The following is a 15,070-nucleotide window of genomic DNA, read 5'->3' as shown; positions in this document are numbered from 1 at the left end:
CCCGCATGACGGGCCGGAGAAAAACAGGATGACGGAATTGACCAACACCCAGGCCCTGAAAGAGAAGCTCACAGAGGAAGGTGTGAAATACGCCATTGCCAGCTACGTGGACATCCACGGTGTGACCAAAGGCAAGTTCGTGCCCGTGGCTCACTTGGGGCAAATGATGGAAGGCTCGGAGCTTTACACAGGCGCCGCCCTGGATGGCGTGCCCCAGGATATCTCCGACGACGAGGTCGCCTCCATGCCGGATGCCGATGGGCTGGCCATCTGCCCCTGGAATCGCCAGCTGGCCTGGTTCCCGGGCAATCTGTTCCTGAACGGCGCGCCTTTCGAAGCCTGTTCCCGGAATATTCTACGTCGTCAGCTGAGTGCGGCGGCCGATATGGGGTATCGCTTCAATCTCGGTATTGAAACCGAGTTCTTCCTGTTCCGGGATACCGAGGATGGCGGCTTTGCCCCGCTGAGTGATCGCGACAACCTGGGCAAGCCCTGTTATGACCCCCGCACGCTCATGGATAACCTGCCCATCATGGATGAGCTGGTAGACGCCATGAACGAGCTGGGCTGGGATGTGTACTCGTTTGATCACGAAGACGCCAACGGCCAGTTCGAAACCGACTTCAAATATGCCGACGCACTGACCATGTCCGACCGCCTGGTGTTCTTCCGGATGATGGCCAACGAGATTGCCCGCAAACATGGCGCTTTCGCGAGCTTCATGCCCAAGCCCTTTGCCGACCGCACCGGCAGTGGCGCCCACTACAACATGTCGCTGGCGGATCTGAAAACCGGCGAAAACCTGTTCGAGCCCAAGGGCGACGATCTGCACAACTGCGGCATCAGCAAGATCGCCTATCACTTCACTGCCGGTGTGCTGAAACACGGCGCGGCCATCAGTGCCGTGATTGCACCGACAGTGAACAGCTACAAACGGCTCGTTCGCCAGGGCAGCATGTCCGGTTCCACCTGGGCACCGGTATTCATGTGTTATGGCTCCAACAACCGCACGAATATGATCCGGATCCCCGGCATGGGCGGGCGTATCGAATGCCGTGCCGCAGACATTGCCTGCAATCCCTATCTTGGCAGCGCGCTGATTCTCGCTGCAGGGTTGGAAGGCATCCGTGAAGGTCTGGACGCGGGCGTACCCCACCACGAGAACATGTACAACTACAGCGATGCTGAAATCGCCGAGCAGGGCATTGAGTATCTGCCCCGGAACCTGGGCGAGGCGGTGGAGGCCTTTGAGGCCGATCCGCTGGCGAAAGAAGTCTTCGGTGAAGCCATGTTCAAAAGCTTTATCGACTTCAAGAAAGGCGAGTGGGAGAGCTATCAGAACCACGTGTCGGCCTGGGAAGTGGACCGTTATCTGAAAATGTTCTGATAGCTACAGGGCCTGATGTCAGCTTCGGAAGCCTGGATCGATGCGGTCCAACTTCCGGAGAAGTCCTGGCCAGGCAAGGTTGCCACCCATGCCCTTGGTGACCTTTTTGGCCTGCTCCCGAATGGAGCTGAGAATGGTATCGGGAATACGTACCAGCGGCTGGCCTCCGGACATGGCCTGAATCTGGACCTCGCAGGCGCGCTGCAGGATGTACATGTTCAGGAAGGCCTCGGCGACGCTGGGTCCCGTGGTCAGCAGGCCGTGGTTGCGCAGGATCATGAAACGGGCGTGGCCCAGATCTGCCTGCAGGCGCGCTTTCTCGTCTTCGCGCAGCGCCACGCCTTCGTAATCGTGGTACGCGAGTCCGGATAGCGGAAAAAGACTTTGCTGGGACAAGGGCAGCAAGCCTTCCTTCTGCGCTGACACAGCGACACCGGCGGTCGTGTGGGTGTGCATGACACAGGCAGCATCCTCACGAACCGCATGGATGGCGCTGTGAATGGTGAAACCGGCAGGGTTGATGTCGAAATCGTCTGGATTGATCTTGTTGCCTTCCTGATCAATGCGCACCAGGCTGGAAGCCGTAATTTCCTCGAACATCATTCCGTAGGGGTTGATCAGGAAATGATGCTCGTCACCGGGAATTCGCACCGAGAGATGGGTGAAGATAAGGTCGTCCCAGCCGTAGAGAGCAATCAGTCGGTAGGCGGCGGCAAGGTCAATGCGAAGCTGCCACTCCTCCTCACTGACTTCACCCTTTTTGGATGGAATTGCCAATTGCTCGGACATAGTGCTGACCCCTCGGAATCGGTTGGTTTTATTGTTGATTGACGGTCAATGTAGCGCCCGCAAGAATCGGATGGAAGGGGGCGAAGCAAACGCGCATCATATGGATGATGGGTTGTGCGCACATGAAGGAGCCGAAGCATGGAAAGTTTCCGAACCCCGATGCAGGACGAGAAGGATAGTGACGCGAAAGCATCCATGCCCGTTGCCGATCGAATGGTCGCACTGGCCAGGTACATCGAGAGCCGGCCAGATGAACCGTTGAGCCTTGCCGACCTCGGCGCTGTGGTTGGGTTGTCGCCATCCCGCGTACAGCGGGTGTTCAAGGAAACCTTCGGTGTCTCACCAAAGGCTTATCAGGATGCACTGCGCCTGAACCACTACAAGCGGGCGTTGAGAACAGGCCGGACCGTGACCGATGCAATCTACGATGCCGGCTTTGGTTCGGTCAGTCGCGTCTATGGCAAGGCAGACCGACAGGTCGGCATGCCGCCTTCCCGCTACGGCAAGGGTGGGGAAGGTGAAACCATTGCCTATGCCTGCCGGGAAACGGCTCTCGGCCTGCTGATGATGGCCGCCACCGATCAGGGTGTGTGTTTTGCCGAATTCGGGGATGATGAGACGGCACTGGGAGATCAGTTACAGAAGGAGTTTCCGAAGGCTCGACTGGCTCCGTCTGGGGCAAAGGGATCGCCGGAGCTGGATGCGTGGATGTTGGCTCTGGATGAGCATTTGAGCCAGAACATGCCCAGACCGGATGTCCCTCTGGATATCCGTGGCACCGCATTCCAGACACGCGTCTGGAAACTCCTGCTAAGCGTCCGTGAAGGTGAGGTGGTGAGTTACACGGAGCTGGCAAGGCGACTGGGCGAGCCCAAAGCCGTTCGGGCTGTGGCCTCCGCCTGCGGGCGAAACCGCATCGCCGTGCTGATTCCCTGCCATCGGGTGTTGCGCAGTGACGGTTCCCTCGGTGGTTACCGCTGGGGCCTCGACCGAAAACAGCAATTGCTGGAGAAAGAGCGCTCAGCCTCGACCCAGTAGCACCCAGAACTGTCGCTGGAAAAACGCCGTTTCCTGTTTCAACGAAAACAGCTTCGGCGCAAACAGCCAGGTCTGGGTAATGCCCATCAGATAGGTGTAACTCAGCAGTCCCAGATCCTCCGGGTCTTCCTGTGTAGAAATCAGACCCTGCTCAGCTGCCTGGGCAACCAGGTGCCGGAACATCGCAATAATCGACCGGGTCAACGCCCGTTCCCGCTTCAGCGTTCGGCTCATGGCATCGGTTAGTTCGGTCTTGTTCAACAGAATCTCGAACGACTGACGATACTTCCGGTCATTGGCCAACAAGCTCAGCCAGCGTTCAATAAAATGATCCATGGCCTCAATGGGCGTTTCCCGCATGCCAGAACACTCCGCGACCAGGGCTTCCAGCGGTTCCTGGGAGTAGGCAAGTACAGCTTCGTACAGATCATCCTTGTTCTCGAAATGCCAGTAGATCGGCCCACGGCTACAACCGGCTTCTTTGGCAATACGGCTCAAAGTCGTTAGTGAGTAACCGTCCCGGCTAAACAACTTGAGCGCGGCCTCAAGCACAGTCTGGCGGGTTTTCTCGGCATCTTCCTTGGTACGGCGCATCTGATTCGTCTACTTAACTTGGCTTGGGAGTTTCGGGGTGGTATGAGGGTGCCTTTCCAAAACACGCTCCTTGCGGCACATCCATGTGACGCTTGGGCTCCGCCATCCATGGCTCCGCACAGTTTTGGAAAGGCACCCCCACACCACCCCTCCCGCGAAGTCTAAACAAAAACGGGCACGAATGTTCGTGCCCGTAGCTTCAATGTCAGTAGTGCGGCTTGTTCAGATCTCTCCGTCAGCCGCCATCTCCATGTAGCTATCATTAAACCGCAGCTTCACGTTGCCAGAGTCACCCATGATCGACCCATCGGGGAACTCAATGCCTACGAAGTCCGGGCTCATGGCCCCCTGGCCCAGCAGGCCCTTCTCGAAGGAGAACTCACGTACGCTGTCCATCGCTTCAGACGCCTCGTCGCTGTTGATGAAGTCCACCGACATCTGCGGCTCCCAGAACATCTTCATGCCTGCCAGCTGTGCTTCGTAGCCGCCCTGGTCCGTGCCGGAAAGCTCGCCCAGGTATGCCCGCGCCTCCGCACCCTCTGGGGTATCGGACTCAAGAATACTCATGGTCTCGTACCAGGCTCCGACCAATGCCTTGCCCAGCTTGGGATTGTCGGCCAGGGTCTCGGTGTTTACCAGAGTCAGATCCTTGATGTGGCCCGGAATCTGGCTGGAATCAAACAGCTTTGTAGCACCGGGATAGGCTTCCACTTCGCTCAGCAACGGATTCCAGGTTGCCACATGGCGAACATCGTCGGTCTGGAATGCAGAGACCAGATCAGCGTCAGAAATGTTGACCACGCTCAAGTCACGTTCTTCCAGGCCAACGCTGGCCAGGGCGCGGGCCAGGAGGTAGTGGGAGACGGACAACTCAACCAAATGAACGGTTTCGCCTTCCAGCTCTTCGATTCTGGACGCATCTTTTGAAACCAGGCCGTCGTTGCCGTTGGAGTAATCACCGACGATCAGCGCGGTGGTATCCACACCAGAGGCTGCGGGAATCGATAGGCCGTCCATGCTGGTAGCGGTCACGCCATCGAACTGGCCGGCGGTGTACTGGTTGATGGATTCGATGTAGTCGTTCACCTGCACGATATCCACCTCGATATCGTACTTGTCCGCCCACTTTTTCATGATTCCGTAGTCCTCGGCGTATTGCCAGGGCACCCAGCCGGCATAGATGGTCCAGGCGATGCTGAAGGAATCCTTTTCCTGGGCCATTGCACCCATGGACAGGGAGGCCGTGAACAGACCGGCCGCCAGACGTTTGGTGATGTCGCGTGTATTCATGGTGTCTCTCCTCGGGCCTTGCCCGTGTTTGCAGGTTTGGTCTTTTTCAGGTTTTTTTGGTTGCTGGCATTACTCGTTTGTCTCTTCCACGATCACCACCGGCGTTCCGGGTGATACCGCCTGGCCGGCTTCCCGGCGCACGTCTACCACGCGACCGCTCACCGGGCTCAGTAGCTCAATTTCCATTTTCATGGATTCGATGACGGCCACCGGTCGCTGGGCCTCGATGGTGTCGCCGGGCTGGACCAGGCATTCCCAAAGGTTGCCGGCCACGTGGCTTTCCACGGCGTGTTGGCCGGCTGGCAGGTTGGCGATATCGTCCTCGCCGGTGTCCTCGATGGGCGCCTCGGAGCTGAAATTGATCTGGCCGGATTCGATCCAGCGCTGCAGTTCCTCGTCGAAGGCTTGTTTGCGCTTGGCTGTGAAGGTCTGGATTTCGTCGTCGTTGTTCGCCAGAAACTGCTCGTAGTCCTTCAGGTTGAAGCGGGTTTCCTCGACCTTTATCGGGTAGTCGCCATTGGGAAAGTCCCGTCGGATTTGCTGCAGTTCTTCGGCACTGACCTCGTAGAAGCGCACCTGGTCAAAGAACCGGAGCAGCCAGGGCTTGCCGGGCTCGAAGAAATCGGTGGTGCGGTAGCGATTCCACATCTGCAGGGTACGACCGACAAACTGGTAGCCGCCTGGCCCTTCCATGCCGTAGATGCACAGGTAGGCGCCGCCGATGCCCACGGAGTTCTCCGCGGTCCAGGTTCGTGCCGGGTTGTATTTGGTAGTCACCAGCCGGTGCCGGGGATCCAGCGGCGTGGCCACCGGTGCGCCCAGATAGACATCGCCCAGGCCCATGACCAGATAGCTCGCCTCGAAAAGCGTCTTCTTCACCTCATCGATGCTGTCCAGCCCGTTAATACGGCGGATGAATTCCAGGTTGCTCGGGCACCAGGGGGCGTCCTTGCGCACTGACTGCATGTACTTGGCGATGGCGGTCTGGCAGGCCTCGTCATCCCAGGACAGGGGCAGCTGCACGATGCGTGCGGGCACATCCCACTCGGGCTGTTTTTCCAGTTCCTTTTCAGCGCTGATCAGCAGATCCAGCAGCGTGCGTTGGCACAGTTTCTGGCTGTCGTAATGCACCTGCAGGGAGCGGATGCCGGGGGTCAGCTCCAGAATGGCATCGTGATCCTGATCGCGCAGCCACAGCATCAGCGCGTGGGCGCGGAAGCGCAGACGGATATCCAGTTCCATCGGGCCGTATTCCACCAGCACGTAATTGTCGCCGGCGGCCCGGTAGACCACCCCGGTTTCATGCTCGTTGACGCTCAGCGAGTCCAGAATCGGGGTGGTCGGCTTGATGGGTTTGATGTGGGCCGTAGCGGCGGTCAGTGTTGCCACGGACTCGTCCAGCGCTTCCCTGAGGGCCACGGCCTGGTCCTGGCTTACCGGTACAAACTTCACCTTGTCACCGGCTTTCAGCTGGCCCAGTTTCCAGAGGTCAGCGCTGATGACGGTCACCGGGCAGACAAAGCCGCCCAGGCTGGGGCCATCGGGACCGAGAATGACCGGCATATCGCCCGTGAAATCCACGGTGCCAACTGCGTAGGCGTTGTCGTGGATATTGGACGGATGCATACCGGCCTCGCCGCCATCGCTGCGCGCCCATTCCGGTTTCGGGCCAATCAGGCGAACGCCGGTGCGGCTCGAGTTGTAGTGAATCTCCCAGTCGCTGGCGAAGAAGGTGTCTATATCTTCTCCAGTGAAGTAGTCCGGCGCGCCATGGGGGCCATAGGTGACGTGCAGTTTCCAGGTTTTGCCGATGGTCGGTTTCAGTTCGGCAGGAAGGGCTGTCAGACCGGTTGGCTCCGAATCCGCCAGGGCCAGCACATCGCCGGCCCGCAAGGCGCGACCACAATGGCCGCCGAACTGGCCCAGGGTAAAGGTGCTGCACGAGGTCAGGTATTCCGGGCAGTCCAGCCCACCGCTGAATAGAACATAGGCCCGTGCTCCGTCCGCCGTGGTGGCACCCAGCTTCAGGGTAGCGCCAGCGGGCACGTCAATCACCTGCCAGAAGGCGACCGGCTTATCGTCCAGCGTGGCGTCCAGCTGGGCGCCCGTCAGCGCAATCTGGGTGGCGCGGTTGAAGGTGAGCACTGGTCCCTTCAGGGTGATTTCCAGACCTGGAGCCCCTTCCGGATTGCCCAGCAGTCGATTGCCAAGCCGGAACGAATAACTGTCGAAAGGACCCGACGGTGGTACGCCGATTTCCCAATAGCCGATGCGACCGGGGTAGTCCTGGATGGTGGTCAGGGTGCCGCCACTGAGCACATCCACGGTGGCCGGCTGGTAATCGAATTCGTTGAGGGTTCGAGTAAACAGTCTGCCCTCGGCAAAGCGCGGGTCGTCCAGTACCTGGCGCACGTATTTCAGGTTGGTCTCGATGCCATAGAGCTGGCTGTCGTCGAGTGCCTGCATCAACCGCTGGCGGGCCGATTCGCGATCGGCCTCATGCACAATCACCTTGGCGAGCATGGGATCATAGAGCGGCGACACCTCCGTACCCGGTTGGATCCAGGTGTCGATTCGCAGGCCATCCTCGTCGGGCCAGGCCACGTTGGTGAGCAGACCGGCGCCGGGCTGGAAATCCTTGTTGGGGTCTTCCGCATAGATCCGGGCCTGGCTGGCGTGGCCAGAAGGCGCAAGTTTGCTGCCCAGTTTCGCCAGGTCGGGCAGGGTGCCTGCGCCCAGTTCCACCATCCATCGGACCAGGTCTACGCCATAAACCTGCTCGGTCACACCGTGCTCCACCTGTAAGCGGGTATTCACTTCCAGGAAGTAGAACTCGGTGGTGTCCGGGTCGTAGATAAACTCCACGGTGCCGGCGCTGCGGTAGCCAATGCTTTCACCCAGCTGACGGGCTGTCGCGTGCATGCGGGAGCGGACGTCGTCGGATAGCCCTGGCGCCGGAGCTTCCTCGATCACTTTTTGGTTGCGACGCTGGGCCGAGCAGTCACGCTCGCCCAGGGCCAACACCTGCCCTCCGCCATTGCCAAACAGCTGCACTTCCACATGGCGGGCGTGTTCCACGAATTTTTCCAGGAACACGCCGCTGTTGCTGAAGTTGTTCTGGCTCAGGCGCTGGACCGACTCGAAGCTTTTGCTGAGATCATCCGGGCCATAGCAGCGGGACATGCCGATGCCGCCACCGCCGGCGGTGCTTTTCAGCATCACCGGGTAGCCGATGGTGTCGGCGGCTTTTAGCGCTTCCTCCAGATTGGTCAGCAAGCCGGTGCCTGGTAGCAGTGGTACGCCGGCGCTTTCAGCCAGTGACCGTGCCGTATGCTTGAGACCGAATTGCTCCATCTGCTCGGGTGTCGGGCCCAGGAAGACCACGCCTTCGGCGTCACAGCGTCGGGCAAAATCGGCGTTTTCGCTCAGGAAGCCGTAGCCGGGGTGGATGGCGCCGGCACCGCTCTCGCGGATTACCTCGAACAGTTTGTCCTGATCCAGGTAAGTGGTCGCTGCCGGGCCGTCTCCCAGGGAATACGCCTCGTCCGCCTGCCGTACGTGAAGCGAATCGGAATCCGCTTCGGCGTAGACGGCAACCGAGGTCAGCCCCATGTCACGCAGCGTGCGAATAACCCGGCAGGCGATGGCGCCGCGGTTGGCGATCAGGACCTTTGAGAATCTGCCGCTCAGCTCCATACCAGCACCTCAATCGGTGTGGGGTTCCAGCCGTTGCAGGGATTGTTGAGCTGCGGGCAGTTGGAGATCATCACCAGAACATCCATCTTCGCTTCCAGCTCCACGTATTTGCCGGCATCGGAAATCCCGTCGGCGAAGGTGAGTCCGCCGTCGGCCGTGACCGGGACATTCATGAAGAAGTTGATGTTGTGGGTGATGTCCCGTTTGCTCATGCCCAGTTCTTCGTGTTCGGTGACGGCCACCAGCCAGCTGTCCCGGCAGGCGTGCATGCACTTTTTCTCAAGGGCATAACGGGTTGTGTTGCTCTCGGCCGCACATGCACCGCCCAGGGTGTCGTGACGGCCGCAGGTGTCGGCGGTGATTTCCAGCATCACGTTGTTTTCAGAAGACATCAGTTTCGAGCCAGCCGTCAGGTAGACGTTGCCCTGCTCGCGGATGGTGTCGACGGCGCTGTAGCGTTCGGTCGGATTATGGGCGTTGTAGAACAGGGTGTCGGCGGCCTGGTTGCCCTCCAGATCCAGAATCCGGATGGTTTCGCCGGCGTTCACCACTTTCAGGAAATACTCGCCTGCCGGTACGGTTTCACGGAAGGCGGCATTTTCGGGCTTCAATGTGCTTTGCTTGATCATCTCCGGCCTCCCATTACTGCATCAGGTGATAAAGAGCGGTGTTGGCAAATGCCCGTGTCGCCTCGGGCGACGAGGTTTTGCACGGATCGGCATCGGTCACCGGGGCCGCCTTGAACAACTGGTACCGCAGCGGATGGCTGGGGTATTCGCTGGCCGGATTCATCGGATGCGGGCAGGTGTGCAGCACCACGATGGTGTCCATCTCGAATCGAAGGTCCACTGTGGCGCCGGCGTGGGAGTGGCCCTCGGAGAAGGCCATGTTGCCGTCGTCATCTGTTTTTACTTTGCTGAACCAGTTCAGGTTGGCGGTCAGGTCTTTCTTGCCAAGGCCGTACTTGGCCAGTTCGTTCAGAAAGCTGTTGAAACCGTTTCGGTGGTAGTGGTTATGGGCTTCCTGATAGGTCTTTTTGCCCCAGCGCTTTTCCACCAGATCGGCATTGCAGGTGCCGGCGACGGTGTCGTGCCAGCCCAGGTCATCGCGGATGATGGAGGCAAATACCCGGCCCATGTCCGAGAGCAACACGTGGCCCTTGGTGAGCAGGAAGGTGTGCTGGTTTTTCAGGGTGTCCGGCATGTTGTACCGCTCGAGCGGGTTCTCGGGGTTGTACATCAACATGCCGACGTTGGCACCGCCGGTTTCGTCAATCAGGCGCAGCACGTGGCCGCGGCGCATGATAAAGGACCAGTGGGATCCGCCGGGAATCAGATCGTCGTAGAGGGGGGTTGCGGTTTGCAACATGGCCTTTTCCTCCTGGTTAGGGCATTTAAAAAGCGAGAGGCGTCAGTAACTGAGCGATCCTCCCGGGCTTTTGTCCCGCCGTGTAACCTTGGAAAAGGTCGTCAACTCTCGGACCAGCCGTCTGCACGGATTGATGGCAGACCGGAACCCTAGTTGACCATTGGTCAGATTGTGGCGCGTTGATTGTGGTTTCAGTAACCGACTTCTCGCTGCGTAATGGATACTCTGCAGAGTCCATGCCAATCGCTAAATTACTGTTTTTTATTGTGGTGGGATTTGAGGTGTCTGACAGGTCTGCTTCTTGCCTGGGCGAGCGCACTGTTTTTGTGCATCGAGCAGTGCCTTTCCTGTGCATTTATTTTCGGAGAGTGATTTCGGAGCCGCGCCAATGGTGGCATGGCCTTCGAGCCATCTACTACCAAGGGAGGAGTTTTTCGCCTCCATCGCACCATTCAACTTTCCGGGTTTGGCGTCTACATTGAATGGGTAAACGCGAAAGGCCGCGTTGCCCTGCGACAAACACAACAAGAGGTCGAGATCATGATCTACGCACAACCAGGAAAGGATGGCTCCGTCGTTTCTTTCAAATCCCGTTACGAGAACTACATCGGTGGGGAGTGGGTTGCCCCGGTAAAAGGCCAGTATTTCGAGAACATCACACCGGTCACTGGCAATGTGATCTGTGAAATTCCGCGCTCCAGTGCCGAAGATATTGATCTGGCCCTGGACGCAGCGCACAAGGCGGCACCTGCGTGGGGCAGGACCTCTCCCACCGAGCGTTCCAACATCCTGCTGAAAATTGCGGACCGCATCGAGGCCAACCTCGAGAAGCTCGCAGTCGCTGAAACCTGGGACAACGGCAAGGCCGTGCGCGAAACCCTGAATGCCGACATTCCTCTCGCGGCTGATCACTTCCGCTACTTTGCGGGTTGTCTGCGTGCCCAGGAAGGCCATATGGGCGAGATCGACCACAACACCGTGGCGTACCATTTCCATGAGCCGCTGGGTGTCGTTGGCCAGATCATTCCATGGAACTTCCCGATTCTGATGGCGGCCTGGAAACTGGGCCCCTGTCTGGCTGCGGGTAACTGCACCGTGCTGAAGCCTGCCGAGCAGACGCCTGCCAGCATCCTGGTACTGATGGAAATCATTGGTGACCTGCTGCCGCCGGGCGTGCTGAACATTGTTAACGGCTACGGCATCGAGGCCGGCCAGGCCCTGGCCACCAGCAAGCGTATTGCCAAGATTGCCTTCACCGGCTCAACCCCGGTTGGCTCCCACATCCTCAAGTGCGCGGCTGAAAACATCATCCCGTCCACAGTGGAGCTGGGTGGCAAATCCCCGAACATCTACTTCTCCGACGTGATGAAGGCCGAGCCGGAATTCATCGACAAGTGCGTGGAAGGTCTGGTGCTGGCGTTCTTCAACCAGGGCGAAGTCTGCACCTGTCCGTCGCGGGCGCTGGTTCAGGAAGACATGTTCGAAGAGTTTATGCAGAAGGTGGTTCAGCGCACCAAATCGATCAAGCGCGGCAACCCGCTGGACACCGATGTTCAGGTAGGTGCCCAGGCGTCGAAAGAACAGTTCGACAAGATCATGTCTTACCTCGCCATTGGTAAGGAAGAGGGCGCTGTGGTGCTGACTGGCGGCGACCGCGAGCATCTGGATGAAGAGTTCAACAACGGCTTCTACATCCAGCCCACCCTGTTCAAGGGTGACAACAAGATGCGCGTGTTCCAGGAAGAAATCTTCGGACCGGTCGTGGGCGTTACCACCTTCAAGACCGAGGAAGAAGCCCTGGCCATCGCCAACGACACCGAGTTTGGTCTGGGTGCCGGTGTATGGACCCGCGACACCAATCTCGCCTACCGGATGGGCCGCAACATCCAGGCCGGTCGGGTGTGGATGAACTGTTACCACGCCTACCCGGCTCACGCAGCCTTCGGTGGTTACAAGAAGTCTGGCGTTGGCCGTGAAACCCACAAGATGGCGCTCGAGCACTATCAGCAGACCAAGTGCATGCTGACCAGCTACGACACCAACCCGCTGGGTTTCTTCTGAATCAATGAGCGGTAAGCGGGCCTCCCACACGGGCCCGCCTGTGAGTCAGCACAGCGGATGTGCACCTTCATTCCCCGGCGTCTGGCTGGGGCGGCTCTCTGACGAGAGTTCGGGTTTTTCTGTCACTCTCTTTTGGCCCTTCCCAGGGCCTTTTTTATTGGGGCGGATTGTGGTGTCAAAGCGCTTTATCGCCCCAGTGAGTAGAACTCTGCGTTAGGCCGCATGTTTGTCACGTTTGCCATCCGATTGGAAAGCCCGAAGAACGCGGCGATGCCGGAGATGTCCCAGATATCCTCGTCGTTGAAACCATGGCGTTTGAGTTCCTCAAAGTCCGCGTCACACACCTCTTGGGCTTGTTGCGAAACCTTTATGGCGAAATCAAGCATGGCTTTCTGGCGTTCAGTGATGTCGGCCTTTCGGTAGTTCACGGCGACCTGATCTGCGATCTCCGGGTTCTTTTCACGGATGCGCAGAATAGCGCCATGGGCCACCACGCAGTACTGGCACTGGTTCAGGTTGCTGGTAGCGACCACGATCATCTCGCGTTCGCCTTTGGTGAGGTTGCTGTCTTTTTCCATCAGGGCATCGTGGTAATCAAAGAAGGCACGAAACTCGGCTGGGCGATGTGCCAGTACCAGAAAGACATTGGGGATAAACCCCGACTTTTCCTGAACGGCAAGAATCTTCTCCCGTATGTCCGCCGGGAGTGATTCAAGCGACGGAACCGGGAATCGGCTTATTGGTTGTTCGTTGGACGAGCTCATAACAATTCCTTTAATGGCGGTTTTATGGTTCAAGAAGTTTCGGTTCAGCCTGCGACCGGTACGACGATACGTCCACGAACCTTGCCTTCCAGCAGTTGGCTGGCACCTTCGATGGCGTCTTCAAAGGGTATTTCCGTGATCATGCGCTCGAGCAGATCGATGTCGAGATCCTCCGACAGGCGCTTCCAGGCTTCGAGTCGCTCAGCTTTGGGCGCCATCACGCTGTCCACGCCACACAAGGTCACACCCCGAAGAATGAACGGGGCAACGGTGGACGGGAAGTCCATGCCGGCCGCCAGACCACAGGCTGCGACGACGCCACGGTATTTCATGCCGGCACAGACATTGGCCAGCACCTGTCCACCGGCCACATCAATGGCGCCGGCCCAGGTCTCGCGCACCAGGGGTTTGCCTGGTTCACTCAGCTCAGCGCGATCGAGGATGTTTCCGGCCCCCAACGACTTCAGATAGTCTGCTTCCTCGGATCGGCCGGTCACCGCGGTCACGGAATAACCCCGCTTGGCCAACAGCGCCACCGCAATGCTTCCAACGCCGCCGGTTGCCCCGGTCACCAGGATGTCGCCGGAATCAGGTGTTACGCCATTCTTTTCCAGTGCCATGACACAAAGCATGGCGGTATAGCCGGCGGTGCCGATGGCCATGGCCTGTCGAGGAGAAAACGCCTTGGGCAGAGGAATCAGCCAGTCACCGGAAACACGGGCTTTTTCGGCCAGGCCGCCCCAGTGTTTCTCGCCAACGCCCCACCCGTTCAAGACAACCGGGTCGCCTGCCTTGAAGTCTGCATGCGTGGAGCTTGATACGGTGCCGGCAAAGTCGATGCCTGGAATCATCGGGTACTGTTTCACGATCGGTGACTTTCCGGTGATGGCCAGAGCATCCTTGTAGTTCAAGGTTGAGAAGGCTACATCCACGGTAACGTCGCCTTCCGGCAGTTCCGATTCTTGTATGGATGTCAGTGACACTTTTTGGTCGCCGCGTGATCCTTCAATGAGTATGCCTTTAAACATGTTGCCTCCGTGTTTGGGTTATGAGGATGGTTTTTCGTCCCGGGTCATGAGCCGCGAAGTAGCGACAAAAATCCCTGGGCGAACCGATCCAGTGGTTCTGGGGATTGATCCAGCTTTGCGCGCAACACCGCGCCCTCCCAACCAATCCAGAAGAAGTGCGCCATCTGATCGCACTTTAGATCCTTGGAAATCTCACCGGCCTGCTGGGCCTCTCTCAATACCCCAGCGGTGCGGCACTCCCAGTCCGTGAAAACGTCCTGTAACAGAACACGGAAACCCTCGGGCAGGGCGGTCATTTCCTGTCCCAGATTGCCGATCAGGCAGCCGCGGCGATACTCGAACCTGGCCATGCCCGTTTTGGCATCCTCAACAAACGCTTCGAGCCGCTGCAGGGGAGTGAGGGCGCGATCTTCAAACCAGCGATCAAGTTTGCGCGCAAAATAGCGGCCGTAGGCTTCGATCAGGATCCGGCCGAAGGCTTCTTTATTGTCGAAGTAGTGGTAGAAGGAGCCTTTCGGTACGCCGGCTTTGCGAAGTATTTCGTCGATGCCGGTGGAGGAGTAACCCTTCTCCGTCAGCACTGACAGGCCCACGGTGATGAGCGTTTCCCGGGTATCCCTGAAATCGGCATTTTCAGTCTTCGGGGGGCGGCCCCGTTTTCGCTTGATGTCTGCTGTCTGGTTCATCGTCTTGACTCAATTTAGACCGATCGTCTATTTAATTATCAGAATAAACTAGACTGGTCGTCTAATAAAATCAAGTGAAGTTGCTATGGGGTGCAGCCAGGGCGGAATGGGATTCGCTCTCCCAAGTGGGAGCGATGCTACTTTGTGGTGGCCAAAAACAGTTCCAAAGTACCATATTGGCCCCTTGCCCCGGCCGATAGGATGGGAACTGGGTTATCGGCAATGTCGTTGATTCACCCTCAATGCGCTAACAATCATGACAATAGAGGTGAGCATTATGTGGACCAAACCAGCCTACGAAGATCTCCGCATCGGTTTCGAAGTCACCATGTACTTCGCCAATCGCTGAGTGCTGAAGCGGCCAGCCTC

At 58.5% G+C, this 15,070-nt stretch carries 13 protein-coding genes and 1 riboswitch; of the genes, 4 read left to right on the top strand and 9 right to left on the bottom strand.

Annotated elements, in window-relative coordinates; translation table 11 throughout:
• The first annotated feature begins 28 nt into the window (after window positions 1–28).
• On the top strand, window positions 29–1,387 hold the full coding sequence (glnT, locus tag ACP86_RS06390; protein WP_053113105.1) for a type III glutamate--ammonia ligase: 1,359 nt from the start codon (window positions 29–31) through the stop codon (window positions 1,385–1,387).
• An 18-nt stretch (window positions 1,388–1,405) separates the two neighbouring features.
• Here glnT and ACP86_RS06385 read toward each other — a convergent pair whose 3' ends face one another.
• Window positions 1,406–2,176: a class II aldolase/adducin family protein gene (locus ACP86_RS06385; RefSeq protein WP_008171006.1), complete on the bottom strand. Its 771-nt coding sequence runs from the start codon at window positions 2,174–2,176 to the stop codon at window positions 1,406–1,408.
• A 138-nt stretch (window positions 2,177–2,314) separates the two neighbouring features.
• Between ACP86_RS06385 and ACP86_RS06380 the strand changes: the two genes are divergently transcribed.
• On the top strand, window positions 2,315–3,214 hold the full coding sequence (locus tag ACP86_RS06380; RefSeq protein WP_053113104.1) for a bifunctional transcriptional activator/DNA repair enzyme AdaA: 900 nt from the start codon (window positions 2,315–2,317) through the stop codon (window positions 3,212–3,214).
• On the opposite strand, the gene ACP86_RS06375 is transcribed toward ACP86_RS06380, so the two are convergent.
• The 5 genes from ACP86_RS06375 to ACP86_RS06355 form a co-directional block, all read right to left on the bottom strand.
• Window positions 3,197–3,808, bottom strand: a complete 612-nt coding sequence (locus tag ACP86_RS06375; RefSeq protein WP_008171010.1) for a TetR family transcriptional regulator — start codon at window positions 3,806–3,808, stop codon at window positions 3,197–3,199. The two genes, ACP86_RS06380 and ACP86_RS06375, sit on opposite strands and share 18 nt — an antisense overlap.
• Window positions 3,809–4,030: 222 nt before the next feature.
• Window positions 4,031–5,098, bottom strand: coding sequence for a putative urea ABC transporter substrate-binding protein (locus ACP86_RS06370; RefSeq protein ID WP_053113103.1), 1,068 nt, complete (start codon window positions 5,096–5,098; stop codon window positions 4,031–4,033).
• Window positions 5,099–5,167: 69 nt separating this feature from the next.
• Window positions 5,168–8,794, bottom strand: coding sequence for an urea carboxylase (gene uca, locus ACP86_RS06365; RefSeq protein ID WP_053113102.1), 3,627 nt, complete (start codon window positions 8,792–8,794; stop codon window positions 5,168–5,170).
• A complete protein-coding gene (locus tag ACP86_RS06360; protein ID WP_008171021.1) occupies window positions 8,785–9,423 on the bottom strand; it encodes an urea amidolyase associated protein UAAP2 in 639 nt (212 codons plus the stop codon). The genes uca and ACP86_RS06360 overlap by 10 nt, the downstream gene beginning before the upstream one ends.
• Window positions 9,424–9,436: 13 nt before the next feature.
• Entirely contained in the window at window positions 9,437–10,162 is a 726-nt protein-coding gene (locus ACP86_RS06355; RefSeq protein WP_008171023.1) for an urea amidolyase associated protein UAAP1, read from the bottom strand.
• Window positions 10,163–10,219: 57 nt separating this feature from the next.
• A riboswitch (guanidine-I (ykkC/yxkD leader) is annotated at window positions 10,220–10,326 on the bottom strand.
• Between the two features lie 376 nt (window positions 10,327–10,702).
• On the opposite strand from ACP86_RS06355, the gene ACP86_RS06350 reads away from it, so the two are divergent.
• Entirely contained in the window at window positions 10,703–12,223 is a 1,521-nt protein-coding gene (locus tag ACP86_RS06350) for an aldehyde dehydrogenase family protein (protein WP_008171025.1), read from the top strand.
• A 185-nt stretch (window positions 12,224–12,408) separates the two neighbouring features.
• On the opposite strand, the gene ACP86_RS06345 is transcribed toward ACP86_RS06350, so the two are convergent.
• Genes ACP86_RS06345 through ACP86_RS06335 form a run of 3 tightly spaced genes read right to left on the bottom strand, consistent with a single transcriptional unit; the run spans window position 12,409 to window position 14,701 of the window.
• Window positions 12,409–12,987 (bottom strand): peroxidase-related enzyme, encoded by a 579-nt coding sequence (locus ACP86_RS06345; protein ID WP_053113101.1) that lies wholly within the window; start codon window positions 12,985–12,987, stop codon window positions 12,409–12,411.
• Window positions 12,988–13,031: 44 nt separating this feature from the next.
• Window positions 13,032–14,015, bottom strand: a complete 984-nt coding sequence (locus ACP86_RS06340) for an MDR family oxidoreductase (RefSeq protein ID WP_053113100.1) — start codon at window positions 14,013–14,015, stop codon at window positions 13,032–13,034.
• 44 nt (window positions 14,016–14,059) lie between these two features.
• A complete protein-coding gene (locus ACP86_RS06335; RefSeq protein ID WP_014578351.1) occupies window positions 14,060–14,701 on the bottom strand; it encodes a TetR/AcrR family transcriptional regulator in 642 nt (213 codons plus the stop codon).
• Between the two features lie 277 nt (window positions 14,702–14,978).
• Between ACP86_RS06335 and pqqA the strand changes: the two genes are divergently transcribed.
• Entirely contained in the window at window positions 14,979–15,050 is a 72-nt protein-coding gene (gene pqqA, locus ACP86_RS22050; protein WP_007153157.1) for a pyrroloquinoline quinone precursor peptide PqqA, read from the top strand.
• Window positions 15,051–15,070 lie beyond the last annotated feature (20 nt).

Origin of the sequence: Marinobacter sp. CP1 (genome assembly GCF_001266795.1) — a bacterium.
GTDB lineage: Bacteria > Pseudomonadota > Gammaproteobacteria > Pseudomonadales > Oleiphilaceae > Marinobacter > Marinobacter flavimaris.
The sequence above is the reverse complement of the archived record's forward strand: the minus strand, read 5'-3'. Positions and strand labels throughout refer to the sequence as shown.